Source organism: Pseudomonas wadenswilerensis, from assembly GCF_024749185.1.
Taxonomy (GTDB): Bacteria; Pseudomonadota; Gammaproteobacteria; order Pseudomonadales; family Pseudomonadaceae; genus Aquipseudomonas; species Aquipseudomonas wadenswilerensis.
Window position 1 is genome coordinate 3,974,058 of the sequence record NZ_CP087191.1, and the last position, 20,306, is coordinate 3,994,363.

Here is a 20,306-nt window from a genome sequence, read left to right on the forward strand (position 1 = left end):
TTCATACAAATATCATTGAAAGCTTGGCCGCCGAGGGGCATCATTCGACAAATATTTGGCCTTCATGGACGACGCCAGTGGTAAAAGTCAGTTTATTGACTCATTGCGCAAAAGCCTGCCAGGTTGCTCTGTTTACTTTTGACTCGAGGCTGTGAGATGAGTGTTCTGATCCCTTGCATCATCGCTGGCGGCGCCGGCACCCGCCTGTGGCCGGTCTCCCGGGAGACCATGCCCAAGCCGTTCATGCGCCTGCCCGATGGCCAGAGCCTGCTGCAGAAGACCTTCGCCCGCGCCAGCCGGCTGGCCGATGTCGAACGAGTCCTGACCGTGACCAATCGTGAAGTGTTCTTCCGCACCCAGGACGAGTTCCGCCAACTGAACAAAGCCAACCTGGCCCTGGACTACATCCTCGAACCCGTTGGCCGCAACACCGCTGCGGCCATCGCCGCTGCCGCCCTGCACTGCGCCCGGCTGTACGGCGAAGACGCACAGCTGCTGGTGCTGCCGGCCGACCACCTGATAACCGACCTCAGCGCTTTCGACCAGGCGGTCAGCCAGGCCCGGGCGCTGGCTGCCCACGGCTGGCTGACCACCTTCGGCCTGGTACCAACCCGCGCCGAAACCGGTTTTGGTTACATCGAAAAAGGCCAGGCCCTGGACGCCAATGGCTTCAAGGCGGCGCGCTTTGTCGAAAAGCCCGACGCCGAAACCGCACAGCAGTACCTCGACGGTGGTCAGCACCTGTGGAATGCCGGCATGTTCTGCATGCGCGTCGATGCCATCCTCCATGAACTGGAGCAGCACACCCCGCAACTGCTGGCAGCGGTCAATCACTGCCTGGCGCTTAGCCCCTACAAGGAAGGCGCGCGCGAGTGCCAGGTGGAACTGGACCCGGACAGCTTTGCCCAGGTACCGGACATTTCCATCGACTACGCGGTGATGGAGATCTCGCAACAGGTCGCGGTATTGCCCAGCCAGCTGGGCTGGAGCGATATCGGTAGCTGGGAAGCAGTGCGCGAGCTCAAGGCCGGCGACCCTCAGGGCAACCGCTGCACCGGTGAAACCGTGCTGCACGATGTGCGCAATTGCTACATCGACTCGCCGCGGCGCCTGGTCGGCGCGGTGGGCCTGGACAACCTGATCATCATCGACACCCCCGACGCCCTGCTGATCGCCGACGCTGCGCGTAGCCAGGAGGTCAAGGTGATCGCCCAGCAGCTCAAGCGCCAGGGTCACGATGCTTTTCGCCTGCACCGCACCGTCAACCGCCCCTGGGGCACCTACACGGTGCTCGAGGAAGGCCCGCGGTTCAAGATCAAGCGGATCATGGTCCGCCCCGACGCCTCGCTGTCACTGCAGATGCATCACCACCGCAGCGAGCACTGGATCGTGGTCAGCGGCATGGCCTGCGTGACCAATGGTGAAGAGGAATTTCTGCTCGATACCAACGAATCGACCTTCATCAAACCCGGTCGGGTGCACCGCCTGACCAACCCGGGGGTGATCGATCTGGTCATGATTGAAGTACAAAGTGGCGAATACCTGGGCGAGGACGACATCGTGCGCTTTACTGATATCTATGGACGCGCCCCGGAGCCAGCCGCAAGCTGACTGCCACGACGCGTCCATTTTTATTTGCATGCCGTTACCCGCTTGCTCACAGAGGAAAAGGGGTCATGCGCGTACTCTGGACACTACCCTACCTGCCCTGGCCGACCACCAGCGGCGGTAAAACCCGACAATATCACCTGCTGCGCAACCTGGCGCAGCGCGGTCATCGCATCACCTTGCTGGTGCAATCGAAAATCCCCCCCAGCGAGGCCGCGCGACAGGCGTTGGAGCCCTTGCTCGAACGCCTGATCGTGCTTCCCCGGCGCCCCTTGCACAGCCCGCTGAACCTGCTGGCGGCGATCTACGCCAGCTACCCGATGCGCGCCAGCATCAACGGCCTGGCGCCGCACTTGCGCCACTGCTTCGAGCAATTGCTGGAAGAGCCATGGGACGTCATCCAGATCGAACACAGCTACAGCTTCCAACCCTTCGAAAAAGCCCTGCAGGCGCGCGGGCTGCCGTTCGTGCTCAGTGAACACAACATCGAATCCGTCAACGGCGCCGCCTGTCACGACCGTTTGCCGTTGTGGCTGCGGCCATTCAATGCCTTCGATCGCTGGCGCTACCGGCGCTGGGAGAACCGCGTACTCGGCCAGGCCCACGAAGTAGTGGCGGTCAGCCCCACTGACGCCGAGCATATCGGCCAGGTGACTGGCTCACCTGTTTCGGTGGTGATCAACGGCGTTGACTGCGCGCATTACCAGGACATCCAGCCCTCGCTGCACAGCCAGCGCCTGCTGTTTGTCGGTAACTTCGAGTATGGCGCCAACCTTGAGGCCATCGAATGGGCGCTGGAAGACATTCTTCCGCAAGTCTGGCTGAGCAATCCAGCGGTGCGCCTGGCGGTGGTGGGCCACGCCCTGCCACCTAGCTGGAAGCTGCGCTGGAGCGATCCGCGGATCGAATGGGTAGGGTATCTGCCTGACCTGCGCGAAATTCAGCGTCACTCGGCGATCTTCTTCGCCCCGCTGCGTTACGGCGGCGGCTCGAAGATCAAGGTGCTGGAAGCCATGGCCGCCGGGCTGCCGGTGGTGACCACGGCCAAAGGCGTATCAGGCCTGCAGGTGACCCAGGGCGAGCACTACCTGGCCAGCGACGATGGCGACCAGCTGGCCCTGATGATTACCCAGCTGTTGAACCAGCCGTGGCGCCTGCGTCAGATGTCGCAAGCGGCGCGGGAGTTTGTCTGCAGCCGGCACGACTGGAGCGTCGCCGCTGCCCAGCTGGAAAGCGTGCATGCGCGCCCCAGCTTGCGTGCGCCGAGTGGCGCCGCCCTGGTGGGCGGCACCTTGCTCAGCCGCTCAGCCAAGTAGTTCGCTCAAGGGAATGAACTGGACGATATCGCCTTTGCCCGGGGTGTGGCCTTCACGCACCTCGACCAGACCCTCGGCCCAGGCGGCACTGCGCAGCACTCCCGAGCTCTGGTTCTTGTAGATCAGCGCACTGCCCTGCTCCAGCCGGCCGCGCAGGTACTCGCGACGACTGCCAGCCTTGGGCCAATCGAAACCGGCCGGCACCGGGAACTGCAGCGGCGTGACCTCGGCAACGCCCTGGCGGCGCAGCAGGTAAGGCCGGGTCAGCAGGCCGAAGGTCACCAGGGTCGAGGCCGGGTTGCCGGGCAAGCCGATGACCGGCACCCCCTTGTAGTGACCGAAGGTCAGTGGCTTGCCGGGCTTGATCGCCAGCTTCCACAGCGACAGCTCGCCCTCTTCACGCAGGGCGATGCCCAGGTAGTCCGCCTCGCCCACCGAAACGCCGCCAGTGGAAAGAATCAGATCGACTTCCTGCAACCCGGCCAGGCAGTCGCGGGTTTTCTCCAGATCGTCGGCCAGAATGCCGGCATCGATCACTTCGCAACCCAAACGTTGCAGCCAGCTGCCGAGCAGGCAGCGGTTGCTGTTGTAGATCTGCCCGGGACCGAGGGGCAAGCCGGGTTCGACAAGCTCGTCACCGGTGGACAGCACCGCCACCTTCACGCGCCGCACCACGGTCAGTTCGGCGCAACCCAGAGAAGCTGCCAGGCCCAGCTCGATCGGCCCGAGGCGCGTGCCGGCGGCCAATACCGCCTCGCCAACCCGGGTCTCCTGCCCTTGCGGGCGAATGTTCTGGCCGATGCGCAGGGGCTCGGTGAAGCGCACACGCTGATCGTCCAGCACTTCGGCGTTTTCCTGCATTTCTACACAATCGGCTCCCACCGGCAGCGGCGCCCCGGTAAAGATCCGCGCACAGGTGCCCGGCAGCAACGGCTCGGGCGAATGCCCGGCAAATACCCGCTGACTGACCGGCAGCGGCTCGCCGGTCCAGTCAGCCAGGTGCAGGGCGTAGCCGTCCATGGCACTGTTGGGCCAAGGCGGCAGGTCAAGGCTCGACACCAGCTCATGGGCCAGCACGCGGCCTTCAGCGGCGGCCAGGGCGACTTGCTCGGTGTCTTTGATCGGCGCGGCTTCGGCCAGCGCCAGCAATTTGCTCAGGGCTTCTTCGACAGGCATCAAGGGTGTGTGCATGTCCGCCTCAACCACGGCTTTCGCAGGGCGCGGCCTGCTTGAGATGGGTGACGAAGTTGCACGGGCGATGACGGGCATCCAGCTGCTCGGCGAGGATGCCGTCCCAACCGGTGCGCACCGCATTGGTCGAGCCCGGCAGGCAGCACACCAGGGTGCCATTGGCCAAGCCCGCCAGGGCCCGGGATTGCACGGTGGAGGTACCGATATCGGCCAGGGAAATGTGCCGGAACAGCTCACCGAAACCATCGACCTGCTTGTCCAGCAGGCAGGCCACTGCCTCGGGTGTGCTGTCACGCCCGGTGAAGCCGGTACCGCCGGTGATCAGCACCACCTGCACTTGCTCATCGGCGATCCAGGTAGCGACCTGGGCGCGGATCTTGTACAGATCGTCCTTGAGCAGCACCCGCGCCGCCAGGGCGTGGCCGGCCTCGGTCAAGCGGTCGACGAACACCTGGCCGGAGGTGTCGGTTTCCAGGGTGCGGGTATCGCTGACGGTCAATACGGCAATGTTCAGCGGCACGAAAGGTACATCAGCCTTGGCTTTCATGGGACCTAGAATCCATTGATAGAAACGAATGAGCGGTGTTATATCACAGCCCTGCCCGCCCGCGCCCGCCACCGGCCCAGGCATTGTTGCCGGTCAATAATGCTGGATTGCCGCTATGCTGCAATCTGCACGGAACTTGCGCAGGCGCCACGCGTCTCAAGAAACATTACGCACCATCCTTTACTGGAGAAACACAATGATTCAACGGACTCTTCCCGCTTTCCTGCTCGCCCTGGGTCTTGGCACGCTGGCTGGTTGCGCTTCGCCGACCGTCATCACCCTGAACGACGGCCGCGAGATCCAGGCGGTCGATACTCCGCAATACGATGAAGACTCGGGCTTCTACGAATTCGAACAGCTGGACGGCAAGCGCACCCGCATCAACAAGGATCAGGTCCGCACCGTCAAGGACCTGTGACCTGATCGACAAGCCGCTGTCGGGGGCTTGTCGAGGAGAGAGTTTTGAGTAATATTTTCTCCATCGGAGTGTAGCGCAGCCAGGTAGCGCGTCTCGTTCGGGACGAGAAGGCCGCAGGTTCGAATCCTGTCTCTCCGACCAGTTTACTCAGCGAAAAGCCCGCCCACGTGCGGGCTTTTTCGTGCCCGGCAGACGAGCTGCAGTGGCCAGCATTGCGCGGCGGCGGCGCTACCAGCAGAATGCGCGCCTTTCGAATATCGAGGTTGATTCACATGCGTAAGACTCTTGCCGCCCTGACCCTGGGCCTGCTGTGCGCACAAGGCGCCATGGCCGGTGATGGCCAGACCGCTGTAGGCGGTGGCCTGGGTGGTGTACTGGGTAACGTGGTCGGGCAGAAGCTTGGCGGCAGCACCGGTGCGGCCATTGGCGCCGGCGTCGGCGGTGCAGCGGGCAGCGCCATGGGCGCGAAGAAAGGCAACAAGACCAAGGCGGCCATTGGTGGTGGCCTGGGTTCGGCCGGTGGTTCGCTGGTGGGTGGCAAGCTGGGTGGCAGCACCGGGTCGGCGATTGGTGCCGGCCTGGGCGGCGCGGCCGGTGGTGCGCTGGGTAATAACCTGGCGGACAGTCATCGCAAGAAGCGGCACTGATCCACAACCGAGCAGCCCCCAATCGCCGGCAAGGCCGGCTCCCACAGGTGCAAGCCAAATCCACCGTGGGAGCCGGCCTTGCCGGCGATTCTTTTGGCGGGCCAGAAACAAACAAGCCCCTGAACAGGGGCTTGTTTGTTTCCAGCAAAGCGAAAGCTTACAGCGCAGGCTCAGCCTGTACCGCAGCGGTTTCTTCCGGCAGTACCGGAACGTACAGCAGGTTCAGACGCGAGCTGCTCCACTCGCGGGTCTTGTTGGTCAGCTCAAGGTTGTTGTTGAGCTTCTGGCCATAGGTCGGAACGATTTCCTTCAGCTTGGCCTGCCATTCAGGGGTCTTGATGCGATCCTTGAAGGTCTTTTCCAGCACGGTCAGCATGATCGGCGCAGCGGTCGAAGCACCTGGCGAGGCGCCCAGCAGTGCGGCGATGGTGCCGTCCTGGGCAGCAACGACTTCGGTACCGAACTGCAGGATGCCGCCGTGCTCAGGGTCCTTCTTGATCACCTGGACGCGTTGACCGGCCTGCAGCAGTTTCCAGTCTTCGTTCTTGGCATTCGGGAAGTATTCGCGCAGGGCCGCCATGCGGTCATCGAAGCTCAGCATCAACTGACCCATCAGGTAGGTGCTCAGGTCGATGTTGTCGATACCGGCGTGGGTCATCGGCATGATGTTGTGGGTGGTCAGCGCAGCGAACATGTCCAGCAGCGAGCCGTTCTTCAGGAACTTGGTCGAGAAGGTGGCGAACGGGCCGAACAGCAGCACTTCCTTGCCGTCGATCACGCGGGTGTCCAGGTGCGGAACCGACATCGGCGGCGCACCGACCGAAGCCTTGCCGTACAGCTTGGCCTTGTGGCGGGCAACGATGTCCTGGTTGTCGGTCATCAGGAACTGGCCACCGACCGGGAAGCCGGCGTAGCCGTCAGCTTCAGGGATGCCCGATTTCTGCAGCAGCTTCAGGGCGCCACCACCGGCGCCGATGAAGACGAACTTGGCCTTGATGCTGCTCTCGACACCCTTGTTGGCCAGGTCAGCGACGACCACGGTCCAGGTGTTGTCGGCATTGCGGACGATGTCGCGCACTTCGTGCTGGACGTGCAGCTTGACGTTGTCATGCTTGGTCAGCGAGGCGATCAGCTGGCGGGTGATCTCGCCGAAGTTGACGTCGGTGCCGATCGGCATGCGGGTAGCGGCGATCTTCTGGTCGGCAGCGCGGCCTTCCATCACGATCGGTACCCACTTCTTGATCTGCTCGTGGTCTTCGGAGTACTCCATGCCACGGAACAGCGAGCTGTGCTGCAGGGCTTCATGACGCTTCTTGAGGAACTCGACGTTCTTGTCGCCCCAGACAAAGCTCATGTGCGGCACGTTGTTGATGAACGACTTCGGGTTGCTCAGCACGTTCTGCTCGACCTGATAGGCCCAGAACTGCTTGGAGATCTCGAACTGCTCGTTGACACCAACGGCCTTGCTGATGTCGATCTTGCCGTCGGCACCTTCGCTGGTGTAGTTCAGCTCGCAGAAGGCAGAGTGACCGGTACCGGCGTTGTTCCAGGCGTTGGAGCTTTCTTCGGCGACCTTGTCCAGGCGCTCGTAGATATCGATCGACCAACCGGGTTCCAGCTCATTGAGGTAGGTACCCAGGCTTGCACTCATGATGCCGCCGCCGATCAGCAGCACGTCTACGGTTTTCTCGGGCTCACTGGGCTTGGAGCAACCGATGACACTCAGGCACAGGAGCGTCAGCAGGATTTTTTTCATAGTTCAATCCAATTGAAGTGAAGTAATTGGCAATGACCGCAGGTCCCGTAGTGCACGCCCGGATTCTTGTTGTTGCTCGCGCAGTCCAAGGCTTAGCGTAGCTGGTGCTCAGGCAATCGGCCTGAACACACGCGCAGTGGATGGCGGCTGGGGTTGTTCGATGGATCGGGAACGGTCGTCACGCCAGACACGGGGCATTGACGCCGGTGTCAGGGTGGGTCGCCTTAAAGCAGGAAGCGGGCCAACTTTTACAAGACCAACGACTAATAGCTAGGACGAGTCGTCGCACCCCAACTTTAACGGTTTAGCTGGCGACAATCCGCCACATTGCCAGCCTCAGGACGCTGGATGTGGCGGATTTCCCCCTTTTTTGCTCAGGCACTCAGGCGCGCGGTCACTTCACCGAGCTGTCCGGACAACCCGTGCAAGTGCTGCCCGGCCTGCTCGGTCTGCTGCACTGCCTGCTGGTTGGTGGTGGCAATGCGGGTGATCTCCACCAGGTTGCGGGATATGTCCTCGGCAACGCTGGTCTGCTCTTCCGCCGCCGTGGCGATCTGCCGGTTCATGTCGCGGATGGCTTCCACCGCCACAGTGATGCGCTGCAGCATCTGCCCGGCCTGCTGCACCTGCTCGGCACCCTCTTCGCTGCGCTGCTGACCACTTTCGATGGCCTTGACCGCTTCCACGGCGCCGGACTGCACGGCGCTGATGATCTGGTTGATTTCGGCAATGGAGGCTGCGGTGCGCTGGGCCAGGCCGCGCACTTCATCGGCGACCACGGCAAAGCCGCGCCCGGCCTCCCCGGCCCGCGCCGCCTCGATGGCGGCATTGAGGGCCAGCAGGTTGGTCTGTTCGGCAATGCCGCGAATCACTTCCAACACCTTGCCAATGCGGCCACTGTCGGCTTCCAGGTGGCGAATCACCGCCGCGGTACTGGCGATTTCCTGGTTGACCCCGGCAATGGTATCGATAGTCGCCTGCATCACCTGCTCACCGGCCTGGGCGCTGTGGTCGGCTTCATCAGCGGCGCGCGCGGCGGCGGCGGCATGGCGGGCGACTTCCTGGGCGGTGGCGGACATCTCGTGCATCGCCGTCGCGACCTGGTCGGTACGCTGGAACTGGTCGTCGGTGCCGCGAGCCATGTTGCCGGCAATGCCGCGCAGGTCGCCACTGGCGCTCTCCAGCTCCCCGGCGTTGCGCTGCAGGCGGCTGAAAGTGTCGGCAAGAAAGTCACGCAGGGTGTTGGCCGCCACCGCCAGCCGCCCCAGCTCATCCTGGCGGTCGCTGGCGACCCGTGCCGCGAAGCGCCCCTGGCTCAACTGGGCCACGTAGTCGATCAAGCCACGGATCGGCTCGATCAGGCTGCGGTTGACCAGCCACAGGCTGAACAGCCCGACCAGCACGGCCGAGCCGAACATCACCAGCAGCCCCAGCCAGACCGTGCGCCCAGCCGACTGGCTGATGGCCTGGGCGCGCGCCTGGGCATCACTGCGCAGTTGCATGACCAGTTCGCTCATCTGCTCACTGGCCGCACGGTCGACGCCCTTTACTGCCTGATCGCCAGCTACCGGATCGCCGCCCGCCGCCAGAAACGCCTGGCGACCGCGTGCATACGCCTCACCCAACTGCCGATGGCTGCCCTTGAGCTGCTCGGCGCGGGCCTTGAGCGGCTGCTCGCTGTGTGCGATCAACTGGTCAAGGATGCCTTGCACCTGCTGTTCGCGGGCCAGGAACTGCTGCCAGTACTTGTCCAGCTCGGCGGGCTGCTTGCCGCGCAGCAGCACGTTCTTCCACTCCTGGACCTGGACCTTGAACTGCAGGTTGGCCTCATCGATCAACTGCGACGCCTGCAACGGCCCGTCGATCAACTGGCCATAGCCACGCACGCTGGACGACAACAACTGAAAGCACACCAGGGCAATCAGCAGGATCGCCAACAGGCTACCGCCGAGCAGGGCGAGAATTTGCACTCTGAGGGATTTACGCAACATCGGAAGAGCCCCGGAACAAGGAATAAGGGAGCGACGCCATCGGCGTCGACCAGGCAAAGACGTCCCTGTCCTCGTTCACTGGCCATAGACGGCAGGCCAAAAAAAAGCTGCCATCGATCGATAGCAGCCAGGTTCGAGCATTACGCAACAGCTGGAACAAATAGTCTCAAGGGATTGCTACAGAAATGTGACAACCCTCAGGAAGCTGTCACAAATCCGTCACGGTGTTGAACTGCAATGCCGCCAGCCGTGCGTACATCGGGCTCTCGGCAATCAATTGGCGATGCGTGCCGATGGCCACCAAACGGCCTTGGTCGATCACCGCAATGCGATCAGCGTGCTGCACGGTAGCCAGGCGATGGGCAATCACCAGGGTGGTACGCCCGCTCATCAAGGTCGGCAGCGCCTGCTGGATAAGGTGCTCGCTCTGGGCGTCGAGGGCGCTGGTGGCTTCGTCGAGCAACAGGATCGGCGCATCCACCAGCAAGGCCCGGGCGATCGCCAGGCGCTGGCGCTGACCACCCGACAGGCCCAGGCCGGCATCGCCAAGGTGGGTCTGGTAACCATTGGGCAGTTGCAGGATGAACTCATGGGCATGGGCACTGCGCGCGGCGGCCTCGACTTGCTCGACCGTGGCATCGGCGCGTCCGTAGCGGATGTTGTCTTCCACCGTGCCGAAGAACAGCGCCGGGTTCTGCGCTACCAGGGCAAAGTGGCGGCGCAGGTCCTGGGGGTCGAGATGGCTGAGGTCCTGGCCGTCGAGCAGGATGCGCCCTTGCTGCGGGTCATAAAAACGCAGCAACAGATCAAACAGCGTCGACTTGCCCGCCCCCGACGGCCCGACCAGAGCCAGGGTTTCGCCTGGTTCGACCGTCAGGCTCAGGCCATCGATGGCGGGCGGCGTTGGCCGTGACGGATAGGCGAAACGCACGTCCTGCAACTCGACCCGACCACTGACCCGCGGCGCTGTACGCTGCAGATCGTGCACGGGCGCAACAATCTCGCTGCGCGCCGCCAGCAGTTCGGCAATCCGCTCGGCCGCACCGGCCGCCCGCTGCAACTCACCGATCACTTCGCTGAGGGTGCCGAAAGCACCGCCGACGATCAGGCTGTAGAACACGAAGGCCGCCAGCTCACCGCCGGAAATACGCCCGGCTATCACATCCATGCCACCGACCCAGAGCATCACCCCGACAGCGCCAAGCACCAGCACGATCACCAGGGTGATCAGCCAGGCGCGCTGGAGGATGCGCTTGCGCGCCACAGCAAAGGCCGCCTCGACGGTTGTACCGAATCGCTGCTGGTCACTGGCCTGGTGGTTGTAGGCCTGCACGGTCTTGATCTGGCCCAGGGTTTCGGCCACGTAGCTGCCGACGTCGGCGACCCGGTCCTGGCTTTGCCGCGACAAGCTGCGCACGCGTCGGCCGAAAATCAGGATCGGCGCCAGCACCAGCGGCAAGGCCAGCACCACGATACTGGTGAGCTTGGGGTTGGTGACAAACAGCAGGACGATCCCGCCCAGCACCATCAAGGCATTGCGCAGGAATAGCGACAGCGACGAGCCGATCACCGATTGCAGCAAGGTGGTATCGGCGGTCAGCCGCGACTGGATCTCCGAACTGCGGTTACTCTCGAAAAAGCCCGGGTGCAGGTAGATCAGGTGATCGAACACCTGCTGACGGATGTCGGCCACACAGCGCTCGCCAATCCATGACACCAGGTAGAAGCGGCTGAAAGTGCCGATCGCCAGGGCCAGTACCAACAGCAGGAACAGGCCGATGGATTGATTGAGCAGGTGCGGCGACTGGGTCATGAAACCCTGGTCGACCAGAAGGCGGATGCCCTGGCCCATGGACAAGGTGATCGCCGCAGTGACCACCAGGGCCAGCAAGGCCAGCAGCGCTTGCTTGCGGTAAGGGCGGATGAAATACCAACTCAGGCGCATGGCCTGGCGCTGGCGGGGAGAAAACCGGTTGAGCATGGGGGTACGCCGTTTGTCCGCTGTTTGCAGCAGCCTACACCGGACCGCTCGTCCAGCGCCAAGGAACTCCCGGTAATGGCAGGCGTCGGAACCAGAACCTGGGCATATAAGATCCAGGGCACAGCTGACTAGACCGTTTCGGTCTAAAGTACCACTGGAGGTTTACTCGGCTTTCTGGTGGACTGGACGCGTCGCACAGTGATAACCGAAGGAGCTGTCACAGGCCGGTCACGAGGCGATTCTAGTCTGAGCTTGCAACCTGATGAGGAGACAGGAAATGAGCTTGCAACAAGGCAATACCCAGGAAAAACCCGTGCCTAACCCGCAGGCATCGGTAGGCGGCACGATCATCGACAAGGATGGTAACGAAATTACCATCACCGAAGAGATGATCCAGCATGCCTGCGAGGAGCTGGAAAAAAGCCGGGTAGAACTCGCCAAGAAAGACTGACCCACCCGAATTCTTCAACCCGGCGCACGCGCCGGGTTTTTATTGCCCGCGATTCAGACCAGCACGCCGCCCAGGGCCCGAACCATCTGCACCAGCTGCGCTGTTTCACCGTGCAAGCGAACGGCCAGTCCTTCGATCTCGCGGCGCGGCGGATAGTGTTTGCGCAGGCTGTCGAAGGCGGCTTTCTGCAGCGCCGGGTCGCGGCTCAAGCTACGGCGAAAATCGGCATCGTCACGGCGCGGGTCATACACCGCGCGGCACAGGGTGGCCAGGGCCCAGGCCGGATCGGTCTCGGCCTGCAGGGTGATTTCGGCCAGCCACGGCTGAGGCAACAGATCGGCCAGGCGTACCTGCTCAGGCTCGCCACGCCAGGCACAGAAGGCCTGGTAGATCTGCGCCGTACCGCGCTGCTTGCCGTCCAGGCTGTAGCCGGCAATATGTGGGGTGGCGATCACGCAGAGGTCGGCCAGGGCCAGGTCGACCTGGGGCTCACCTTCCCAGACATCAAGCACCGCCTGGATATCATCGCGCTCGCGCAGTAGCTGGCGCAGGGCCTGGTTGTCGACCACCGGGCCACGGCTGGCATTGATCAACCAGGCACCGGGGCGCAGGCGGGCCAGTTGATCCTGGCCAAGCAGGTGCCAGGTCGGCAGCTCGCCGCTGCGGGTCAGCGGGGTGTGCAGGCTGATCACATCGCACTGCTCAAGGATCTGCTCCAGGCTCACATAATCGCCGCCTTCGCGCGCCTGACGCGGCGGATCACAGACCAGCACCTGCCAGCCCAGACCACGCAGCACCTCGACCAGGCGCCCTCCCACCTCACCGGCGCCCACCACCCCATAGGTGCGTGCAGGCAAGCTGGCGCCGTCGAGCTCGGCCAGGGTCAGCAGGCTGCCCAGCACATAATCCACCACGCCGCGGGCATTGCAGCCTGGCGCGCTGGACCAGTGAATACCCGCCTCGGCGAAATAATCCAGGGCCAGGTGATCGGTGCCGATGGTGCAGGTGCCGACAAACTTCACCTGGCTGCCGTCGAGCAGAGCGCGGTCGACCTTGGTTACCGAACGCACCAGCAGCACGTCGGCATCCTTGACGCAGGCGGCATCGATCGCACGCCCGGGGTAGCGGCGGATCTCGCCGAAGCCGGCAAAGAAGGCATCGAGCAGCGGGATATTCTCGTCAGCAACAATCAGCATGGCGCTCTCCTATCGGGGTGCGCAGTGTAGGCCGATACGGGTGGGCTGATCCACAGGCAGGCGAGGTTCCTGACTACTGCGTCAAGGCGTAGACTAGCCGGCTTTGCCCATCTTTTATGTGGACACCTGCCTTGTGACACCGATGACCGCCGATACCCAAACCCCCTCCCTGTCGCGCCCGGCGCGGATCCGCACCGAGCTGCGCGACCTGCTGATGCTGGCGACGCCGATCATCATCGCCCAGCTCGCGACTACCGCCATGGGCTTTGTCGATGCGGTAATGGCCGGCCGGGTCAGCGCGCGTGACCTGGCAGCAGTGGCCCTGGGCAACTCGATCTGGATCCCGGTGTACCTGCTGATGACCGGCACCCTGCTGGCAACCACGCCCAAGGTCGCCCAGCGCTATGGCGCCGGCCAGCACGCCGAGATCGGCCCGCTGGTGCGCCAGGCCCTGTGGCTGGCCTTGAGCGTCGGCCTGATCGCCAGCGGCCTGCTGCTCAGCGCCGAGCCGATCCTGCAGGTGATGAAAGTCGACCCGCAGCTGGTGGCGCCGAGCATGGGCTATTTGCAGGGCATTGCCTTCGGCTTCCCGGGCGTCGCCCTTTATTACGTGTTGCGCTGCTACAGCGATGCCCTGGGGCGCACTCGGCCAAGCATGGTCATCGGCCTGTCCGGCCTGCTGCTGAACATTCCGCTGAACTATGTGCTGATTTACGGCCACTTCGGCCTGCCGGCCCTGGGCGGCGTCGGTTGCGGCTGGGCCAGCGGCATCGTCATGTGGTTCATGGCCCTGAGCATGGCCGCCTGGACCCGCTGGGCCCCGGCCTATGCCATGAGCCGGGTGCTGGTGCGTGTCGACAAGCCGCAATGGCCGGTGATCAAGCGCCTGGTCGGGGTCGGCCTGCCGATCGGCATCGCGGTGTTCGCCGAGTCGAGCATCTTCGCGGTGATAGCCCTGCTGATCGGCAGCCTCGGCCCTACCGTGGTTGCCGGGCACCAGATTGCCCTGAACATCAGCTCGCTGCTGTTCATGATTCCGTATTCGCTGGGGATGGCGGTGACCGTGCGGGTTGGCCAGGCCGTGGGCGCCGGGCTGCCCCGCCAGGCGCGCTTCGCCGCCCTCGTTGGCCTGGGCGCGGCGCTGGTGTTTGCCTGCTTCTCGGCCAGCTTGATCCTGCTGATGCGCGAGCCGATTGCCTCGATCTACACCCCGGATACGGCAGTGATCCAGATTGCCGCGATGCTGATCGTGTATGCCGCGCTGTATCAGTTCTCCGATGCCATCCAGGTGATCGCCGCCGGTGCCCTGCGCGGCTACCAGGACACCCGGGTGACCATGATCCTGACCCTGTTCGCCTACTGGGGCATTGGCTTGCCGGTGGGTTATGTATTGGGCCTGACCGACCTGCTCGGCCCGGCCAGCGGCCCTAACGGCTTGTGGGAAGGCCTGATTGCCGGCCTGACCTGCGCGGCGCTGATGCTGGCGATCCGCCTGGCGCGTAGCAGCGCCAAACACATTCGCCGGGCCGAAAAGCGCTAGTCGAACTTCTTGCGGATCCAGTACAGGTAAGTGCCCGCCTCTTCCTGCTGCTGGACCAGCTGGTGGTCGAGGAACACGCAGAACTTGGGGATATCGCGACGGGTCGAGGGATCGGTGGCGATCACCTTGAGCAAGCCGCCGGGGGCCAGGTCGCGAATGTGCTGGTGCAGCATCATCACCGGCTCCGGGCAGTTCAGGCCGGTGGCGTCGAGGGTGGCGTCGGGGGTGAGGTCAGTCATGTAGAACTCCGGAAACAATCAGCTATTGTCGCTCATGCACGCGGCAGGGTCATCTTCGCTGGCCTGATCGCCGGCAACGCCGGCTTGTGTCTTGAGGTAGGAATAGAATCAGAAGTGAGAGCGGTGAATGGCAAGCTGTACGCCGGTAGTGCTTAAAGCACGTGTGGGAGCAAAGCTGCCATTCACCTCTCCACTCTGGCCCGAGCCCGAACAGTTGATTGAGCGCCTCTCGAATCACAAGCGTGGGCCAAGCCAGAGCGCTCTCACAACTGAGTGTAAGAGGGTTCAGCCATGTTGTCTTCTGTTGGAATCGACACTGCCAAAGCCACTTTGGAAATCTGCATCAAACCTCAGAAAATCCGCTTCGAAGTGGCCAACAACTCCGCAGGCTTCGAGGCGTTGCTTGAGCGTCTGAAGGACTTCAAGATCAGTCGAGTGCTGATCGAAGCGACAGGCGGCTACGAGAAAGATGTGTTGATCGCCCTGGCCTCAGCAGGACTGGAAACCATCTGCATCAACCCAGCCCGTGCCCGGAAATTCGCCGATGCCATGGGTAAAAAAGCCAAAACCGACAAGATCGACGCCGAAGTCCTTGCGGACTTCGCTGCACACCTCAGCGTTCCTCAAAGCCAACCGATCAGCCCGGAACGCGAAGAGCTGCGCGAGTTGGTGAAGCAGCGCGCCCAATTTGTGCAGAGCCGTGATGACTACAAACGGCGTCGCCTGCAATGCCGCTCGGCAATGGCGATGGCCCACTTTGATGAGCACATAGAACACCTGAAAGTGCTGATCAAACGCCTCGACGAAGAAATTGACCAGGCGATGGTGCAACTGGACGATACCAGGGCGAGTCAGTTGTTGGCGGTGAGCGGAATCGGTCGGGTAACCGCCGCAAATCTGCTCGCCTCACTGCCTGAACTGGGGCAGTTGGACCGCCGTCAGATCGCCGCGCTGGTGGGCGTAGCGCCTTACAACAACGATAGTGGTAGCCATCGAGGGCACCGCCAGATATGGGGTGGTCGGGCCCATGTAAGGCGAGTGCTGTACATGTCGAGCTGGATCATCATCCGTCACAACACAGAATTTAAAGCACGCTACGAAGCACTTCGGGCACGTGGCAAGTGCGCCAAGGTGGCACTCGTAGCTTGCATGCGGGTGCTGATCGTCAGGCTGAATGCAATGCTGCGGGACAATACCCCTTGGCGAGTGCAAACAGCCTGATCAAGACAGTTGCTCCCACAGGTTTTGCAGCCACCCTTGCCCCTGTGGGAGCTGGCTTTGCCAGCGATGGCCTCAGCGCGGTTTCAGATCCAGGCGACGCAGGTGGCAGGTCACCTCTTCGCGGTCGTGATACAGCTGCTTGCAGCCAATCGACACCTTGACCTTGCGCGCCTTGAAGCCTTCCTCGATGCGTTCGAGCAAGCGCCGCACTTCAGCGTAACGCTGCTTCATCGGCAGCTTGAGGTTGACCACCGCCTCCCGGCACAGGCCCTCGCCCAACCAGGTTTCCAGCAAGGCGGCACTGCGTGCCGGCTTCTCGACGATGTCGCAAACCATCCAGTCCACGATCTGCTTGGGCTTGTAGGTAAACCCGTCGGCCATCAGGTGCTGGACCAGGCCGGTGTCCATCAGGCTTTCAGCCATCGGCCCGTTGTCGATGGCCGTTACCAGCATGCCGCGCTTGACCAGTTGATAGGTCCAGCCACCTGGCGCCGCGCCGAGGTCAACCCCGGTCATGTCATCGGACAGCCGCGCATCCCACTGGTCACGGGGGATGAAATGGTGCCAGGCCTCTTCCAGCTTCAGGGTCGAACGGCTCGGTGCCTCGCGGGGGAACTTCAGGCGCGGGATGCCCATCGGCCACATCGCCGAGTTGTCCGCCGCCGCCAGGCCGACAAACACCCGTCGGCCGCTGACGAAAGTCAGCAGCAAACGTGGTTTGTGCGCATCCTCGACCAGTCGCCCGGCCTTGCTCAAGGCTTTACGCAGCGGCACTTCGAACTTGCGGCAGAAGGTCGAAAGCTCCTTGCCGTCGTTGGTGTCCATCACCTCCAGCCACAGGCTGCCGCACTGCGGATAATCGGCCAGGGCCTCGAGCAGGACACTGATGCGGTCGGTTTCCGGCAGTTCGATGAAAGTACCGCGGGCCCATTGCCGGGGGAAAATCAGCTGGGCAAAACGCAGCTCGCGCATCAGTTGCTCGGCGCCTTCGGCGTCGTTGCAAATGAATTCGGCGCAGGCGCTCTGCGGCTTGGCCTTGGCGTAGCCGGCGACGTTCAGGCGTGCGGCGTGCTCGGCGATTTCGGCACAGACTTCACTTTCGAAACCGGGCCGGCAATGCATAAACAGGGTATTCATCTTCACTCCAGGACGGCTGGCGCCCAATCACGCCAACCCTGACCGGGCGCAATACGCAGCGCCGGTAAATCGGCGAATGATAAAGGAAGTTCGGAACCTGCGACACGTCCCGCCGGTCCAGTACATGGTCAGGTCCGCCAAACAGGGCTAACCTGACCGTTCAGCCAGGTCCGTGCCGTGCGGACTGTCACAGAGGCGGTGAACCGGCGACAGCAGGGAAGATTGCCGTTCACCGGCGCAGAAGGAGTTGGTAATGCCCTCGCTCGATAGCCTGAAAACCCTCAAGACCCTGACGGTCGATGATCGTCTCTACCACTATTACAGCCTGCCCGACGCCGCCCTCAGCCTCGGCGACCTGCAGCGCCTGCCGATGTCGCTGAAAGTGCTGCTGGAAAACCTGCTGCGCTGGGAAGATGGCAAGACCGTCACCAGCGGCGACCTCTCGGCGCTGGCCAACTGGCTCAAAGAGCGGCGTTCCGACCGCGAGATCCAGTACCGCCCGGCACGGGTACTGATGCAGGACTTCACCGGCGTTCCGGCCGTCGTCGACCTGGCCGCCATGCGCGCGGCCATGGCCAAGGCCGGCGGCGACCCGCAGCGGATCAACCCGTTATCGCCGGTTGACCTGGTCATCGACCACTCGGTGATGGTCGACCGCTACGCCAGCCAACAGGCCTTTGCCCAGAACGTCGACATCGAAATGCAGCGCAACGGCGAACGCTATGCCTTCCTGCGCTGGGGCCAGAACGCCTTCGACAACTTCAGCGTGGTGCCGCCGGGCACTGGCATCTGCCACCAGGTCAACCTTGAGTACCTGGGCCGCACCGTCTGGACCCGTGAAGAAGACGGGCGCACCTACGCCTTCCCCGACACCCTGGTCGGCACCGACTCGCACACCACCATGATCAACGGCCTGGGCGTGCTGGGCTGGGGCGTGGGCGGCATCGAGGCCGAGGCGGCCATGCTCGGCCAACCGGTGTCGATGCTGATCCCTGAAGTGATCGGCTTCAAGCTGACCGGCAAGCTGCGTGAAGGCATCACCGCCACCGACCTGGTGCTGACCGTGACGCAGATGCTGCGCAAAAAAGGCGTGGTCGGCAAATTCGTCGAATTCTACGGCGACGGTCTGGCCGACCTGCCACTGGCGGACCGCGCCACCATCGCCAACATGGCACCGGAATACGGCGCCACCTGCGGCTTCTTCCCGGTCGACCAGATTACCCTCGATTACCTGCGCCTGTCCGGCCGCCCGGAAGCGACAGTTAAACTGGTCGAGGCCTACTGCAAGGCCCAGGGCCTGTGGCGCCTGCCCGGCCAGGAGCCGGTGTTTACCGACACCCTGGCGCTGGACATGAACGAAGTCGAAGCGAGCCTCGCCGGACCAAAGCGCCCGCAAGACCGGGTAGCCCTGTCTAATGTCAGCCAGGCCTTCGATGACTTCATCGGCCTGCAACTCAAGCCGTCGAGCAAGGAAGAAGGCCGCCTGGAAAGCGAAGGCGGTGGCGGCGTGGCAGTGGGCAATGCCGACCAGGCCGGCGAAGTCAGCTACGAATATCAGGGCCAGCAACACCTGCTCAGAAACGGCGCTGTCGTGATCGCCGCCATCACCTCCTGCACCAATACCTCCAACCCCAGCGTGATGATGGCTGCCGGGCTGGTGGCAAAAAAAGCGGTGGAAAAAGGCCTGCAGCGCAAACCCTGGGTCAAGAGCTCCCTGGCCCCCGGCTCCAAGGTGGTGACCGACTACTACAAGGCTGCCGGCCTGACCCAGTATCTGGATGCCCTGGGCTTCGACCTGGTCGGCTACGGCTGCACCACTTGTATCGGCAACTCCGGCCCGCTGGACGAAGCCATCGAAAAAGCCATCACCAGCGCCGACCTCACCGTCGCCTCGGTACTGTCGGGCAACCGCAACTTCGAGGGCCGCGTGCACCCGCTGGTGAAAACCAACTGGCTGGCCTCACCGCCGCTGGTGGTCGCCTATGCCCTGGCCGGCAGCGTGCGCATCGATATCAGCCGCGAACCGCTGGGTATCGGCAAAGATGGCCAGCCGGTGTACCTGCGCGACATCTGGCCCAGCCAGCGGGAAATCGCCGACGCCGTGGCCAGCGTCGATACCGCGATGTTCCACAAGGAGTATGCCGAGGTGTTCGCCGGCGACGCCCAGTGGCAAGCCATCGAGGTACCGCAGGCGGCCACTTATGTATGGCAGGACGATTCCACCTACATCCAGCATCCGCCATTTTTCGACGACATTACCGGACCGCTGCCGGTGATCGAGGATGTCCACGGCGCCCGGGTGCTGGCGCTGCTGGGCGACTCGGTGACCACCGACCACATCTCCCCGGCCGGCAACATTAAGGCCGACAGCCCGGCCGGACGTTACCTGCGTGAAAAAGGCGTGGAACCCCGCGACTTCAACTCCTATGGCTCACGCCGCGGCAACCATGAAGTAATGATGCGCGGCACCTTCGCCAATATCCGCATCCGCAACGAAATGCTCGGCGGTGAAGAAGGCGGGAACACCCTGTATGTGCCCACGGGCGAGAAGCTGGCGATCTACGACGCGGCCATGCGCTACCAGGCCGACGGCACGCCACTGGTGGTGATTGCCGGCCAGGAGTACGGCACCGGTTCCAGCCGCGACTGGGCCGCCAAGGGCACCAACCTGCTGGGGGTCAAGGCGGTACTGGCCGAGAGCTTCGAACGTATCCACCGCTCCAACCTGGTTGGCATGGGCGTGCTGCCGCTGCAGTTCAAGCCCGGGCAGAACCGCAAGAGCCTGGCCCTGGACGGCCGCGAGCGTATCGATATCCTCGGCCTGAGCCATGCCCAGGTGCAGCCGCACATGACCCTGAACCTGAAAATCACCCGCGAGGATGGTCGCCAGGAACAGATCGAGGTTCTGTGCCGGATCGACACGCTCAATGAAGTGGAGTACTTCAAGGCGGGGGGTATCCTCCACTATGTGCTGCGGCAATTGATCGCAGCCTGAAGTGATGGCCCGGTCCCTGGTGACCGGGCCTTTGCCTTATGCAGCAGACAACGTAGGATAAGCAGTAATGGC

Annotated in this window: 16 protein-coding genes, 1 tRNA gene and 1 pseudogene; 9 read left to right on the forward strand and 9 right to left on the reverse strand. The window is 63.2% G+C overall.

What is annotated here, in order from left to right; all coding sequences use genetic code 11:
* The first annotated feature begins 156 nt into the window (after positions 1-156).
* The gene (locus LOY45_RS18180; protein WP_233674031.1) at positions 157-1,611 is read left to right on the forward strand and encodes a mannose-1-phosphate guanylyltransferase/mannose-6-phosphate isomerase; all 1,455 of its coding nucleotides are present in this window, start codon (positions 157-159) and stop codon (positions 1,609-1,611) included.
* A 65-nt stretch (positions 1,612-1,676) separates the two neighbouring features.
* Positions 1,677-2,924 carry a glycosyltransferase family 4 protein gene (locus LOY45_RS18185; RefSeq protein ID WP_115086065.1) on the forward strand — a complete coding sequence of 416 codons (1,248 nt, stop codon included), beginning with the start codon at positions 1,677-1,679 and terminating at the stop codon, positions 2,922-2,924.
* On the opposite strand, the gene LOY45_RS18190 is transcribed toward LOY45_RS18185, so the two are convergent.
* A complete protein-coding gene (locus tag LOY45_RS18190; RefSeq protein WP_258578127.1) occupies positions 2,913-4,115 on the reverse strand; it encodes a molybdopterin molybdotransferase MoeA in 1,203 nt (400 codons plus the stop codon). The genes LOY45_RS18185 and LOY45_RS18190 overlap by 12 nt on opposite strands.
* Before the next feature lie 7 nt (positions 4,116-4,122).
* On the reverse strand, positions 4,123-4,662 hold the full coding sequence (gene moaB, locus LOY45_RS18195; RefSeq protein ID WP_036996416.1) for a molybdenum cofactor biosynthesis protein B: 540 nt from the start codon (positions 4,660-4,662) through the stop codon (positions 4,123-4,125).
* 196 nt (positions 4,663-4,858) lie between these two features.
* Between moaB and LOY45_RS18200 the strand changes: the two genes are divergently transcribed.
* The 3 genes from LOY45_RS18200 to LOY45_RS18210 all read left to right on the forward strand — a co-directional run bounded on the left by LOY45_RS18200 (position 4,859) and on the right by LOY45_RS18210 (position 5,727).
* Complete coding sequence (locus LOY45_RS18200) at positions 4,859-5,080, forward strand: YgdI/YgdR family lipoprotein (RefSeq protein WP_010223359.1); 222 nt, start codon at positions 4,859-4,861, stop codon at positions 5,078-5,080.
* Positions 5,081-5,144: 64 nt separating this feature from the next.
* Positions 5,145-5,221: transfer RNA gene (locus LOY45_RS18205), tRNA-Pro, on the forward strand.
* Positions 5,222-5,352: 131 nt separating this feature from the next.
* Positions 5,353-5,727 (forward strand): bacteriocin, encoded by a 375-nt coding sequence (locus tag LOY45_RS18210; protein ID WP_038994310.1) that lies wholly within the window; start codon positions 5,353-5,355, stop codon positions 5,725-5,727.
* A gap of 157 nt (positions 5,728-5,884) precedes the next feature.
* Here the strand turns inward: LOY45_RS18210 and mqo are convergent, their stop codons facing one another.
* The 4 genes and pseudogenes from mqo to LOY45_RS18225 all read right to left on the reverse strand — a co-directional run bounded on the left by mqo (position 5,885) and on the right by LOY45_RS18225 (position 11,455).
* A complete protein-coding gene (gene mqo / locus LOY45_RS18215; RefSeq protein ID WP_134061901.1) occupies positions 5,885-7,483 on the reverse strand; it encodes a malate dehydrogenase (quinone) in 1,599 nt (532 codons plus the stop codon).
* 374 nt (positions 7,484-7,857) lie between these two features.
* Positions 7,858-8,625: a methyl-accepting chemotaxis protein gene (locus LOY45_RS27055; protein WP_420832725.1), complete on the reverse strand. Its 768-nt coding sequence runs from the start codon at positions 8,623-8,625 to the stop codon at positions 7,858-7,860.
* 165 nt (positions 8,626-8,790) lie between these two features.
* Positions 8,791-9,474 (reverse strand): annotated as a pseudogene (locus LOY45_RS27060) (methyl-accepting chemotaxis protein); the annotation flags it as partial.
* Between the two features lie 208 nt (positions 9,475-9,682).
* Positions 9,683-11,455: an ABC transporter transmembrane domain-containing protein gene (locus LOY45_RS18225; protein ID WP_258578130.1), complete on the reverse strand. Its 1,773-nt coding sequence runs from the start codon at positions 11,453-11,455 to the stop codon at positions 9,683-9,685.
* Between the two features lie 277 nt (positions 11,456-11,732).
* Between LOY45_RS18225 and LOY45_RS18230 the strand changes: the two genes are divergently transcribed.
* Complete coding sequence (locus LOY45_RS18230; protein ID WP_166675663.1) at positions 11,733-11,906, forward strand: PA1571 family protein; 174 nt, start codon at positions 11,733-11,735, stop codon at positions 11,904-11,906.
* A 53-nt stretch (positions 11,907-11,959) separates the two neighbouring features.
* On the opposite strand, the gene pdxB is transcribed toward LOY45_RS18230, so the two are convergent.
* Positions 11,960-13,102 carry a 4-phosphoerythronate dehydrogenase PdxB gene (gene pdxB, locus LOY45_RS18235; RefSeq protein ID WP_258578131.1) on the reverse strand — a complete coding sequence of 381 codons (1,143 nt, stop codon included), beginning with the start codon at positions 13,100-13,102 and terminating at the stop codon, positions 11,960-11,962.
* A gap of 142 nt (positions 13,103-13,244) precedes the next feature.
* Here pdxB and LOY45_RS18240 point away from each other — a divergent pair, with 142 nt between their 5' ends.
* Positions 13,245-14,642, forward strand: coding sequence for an MATE family efflux transporter (locus LOY45_RS18240; RefSeq protein WP_258578132.1), 1,398 nt, complete (start codon positions 13,245-13,247; stop codon positions 14,640-14,642).
* On the opposite strand, the gene tusA is transcribed toward LOY45_RS18240, so the two are convergent.
* On the reverse strand, positions 14,639-14,881 hold the full coding sequence (gene tusA / locus LOY45_RS18245; RefSeq protein WP_258578133.1) for a sulfurtransferase TusA: 243 nt from the start codon (positions 14,879-14,881) through the stop codon (positions 14,639-14,641). The genes LOY45_RS18240 and tusA overlap by 4 nt on opposite strands.
* A 291-nt stretch (positions 14,882-15,172) precedes the next feature.
* Here tusA and LOY45_RS18250 point away from each other — a divergent pair, with 291 nt between their 5' ends.
* Positions 15,173-16,102 (forward strand): IS110 family RNA-guided transposase, encoded by a 930-nt coding sequence (locus LOY45_RS18250; RefSeq protein WP_258578010.1) that lies wholly within the window; start codon positions 15,173-15,175, stop codon positions 16,100-16,102.
* A 72-nt stretch (positions 16,103-16,174) separates the two neighbouring features.
* On the opposite strand, the gene rlmM is transcribed toward LOY45_RS18250, so the two are convergent.
* A complete protein-coding gene (gene rlmM, locus LOY45_RS18255) occupies positions 16,175-17,239 on the reverse strand; it encodes a 23S rRNA (cytidine(2498)-2'-O)-methyltransferase RlmM (protein ID WP_115086058.1) in 1,065 nt (354 codons plus the stop codon).
* Positions 17,240-17,492: 253 nt separating this feature from the next.
* On the opposite strand from rlmM, the gene acnA reads away from it, so the two are divergent.
* Positions 17,493-20,234 carry an aconitate hydratase AcnA gene (acnA, locus tag LOY45_RS18260; RefSeq protein WP_134061893.1) on the forward strand — a complete coding sequence of 914 codons (2,742 nt, stop codon included), beginning with the start codon at positions 17,493-17,495 and terminating at the stop codon, positions 20,232-20,234.
* Positions 20,235-20,306: the final 72 nt, after the last annotated feature.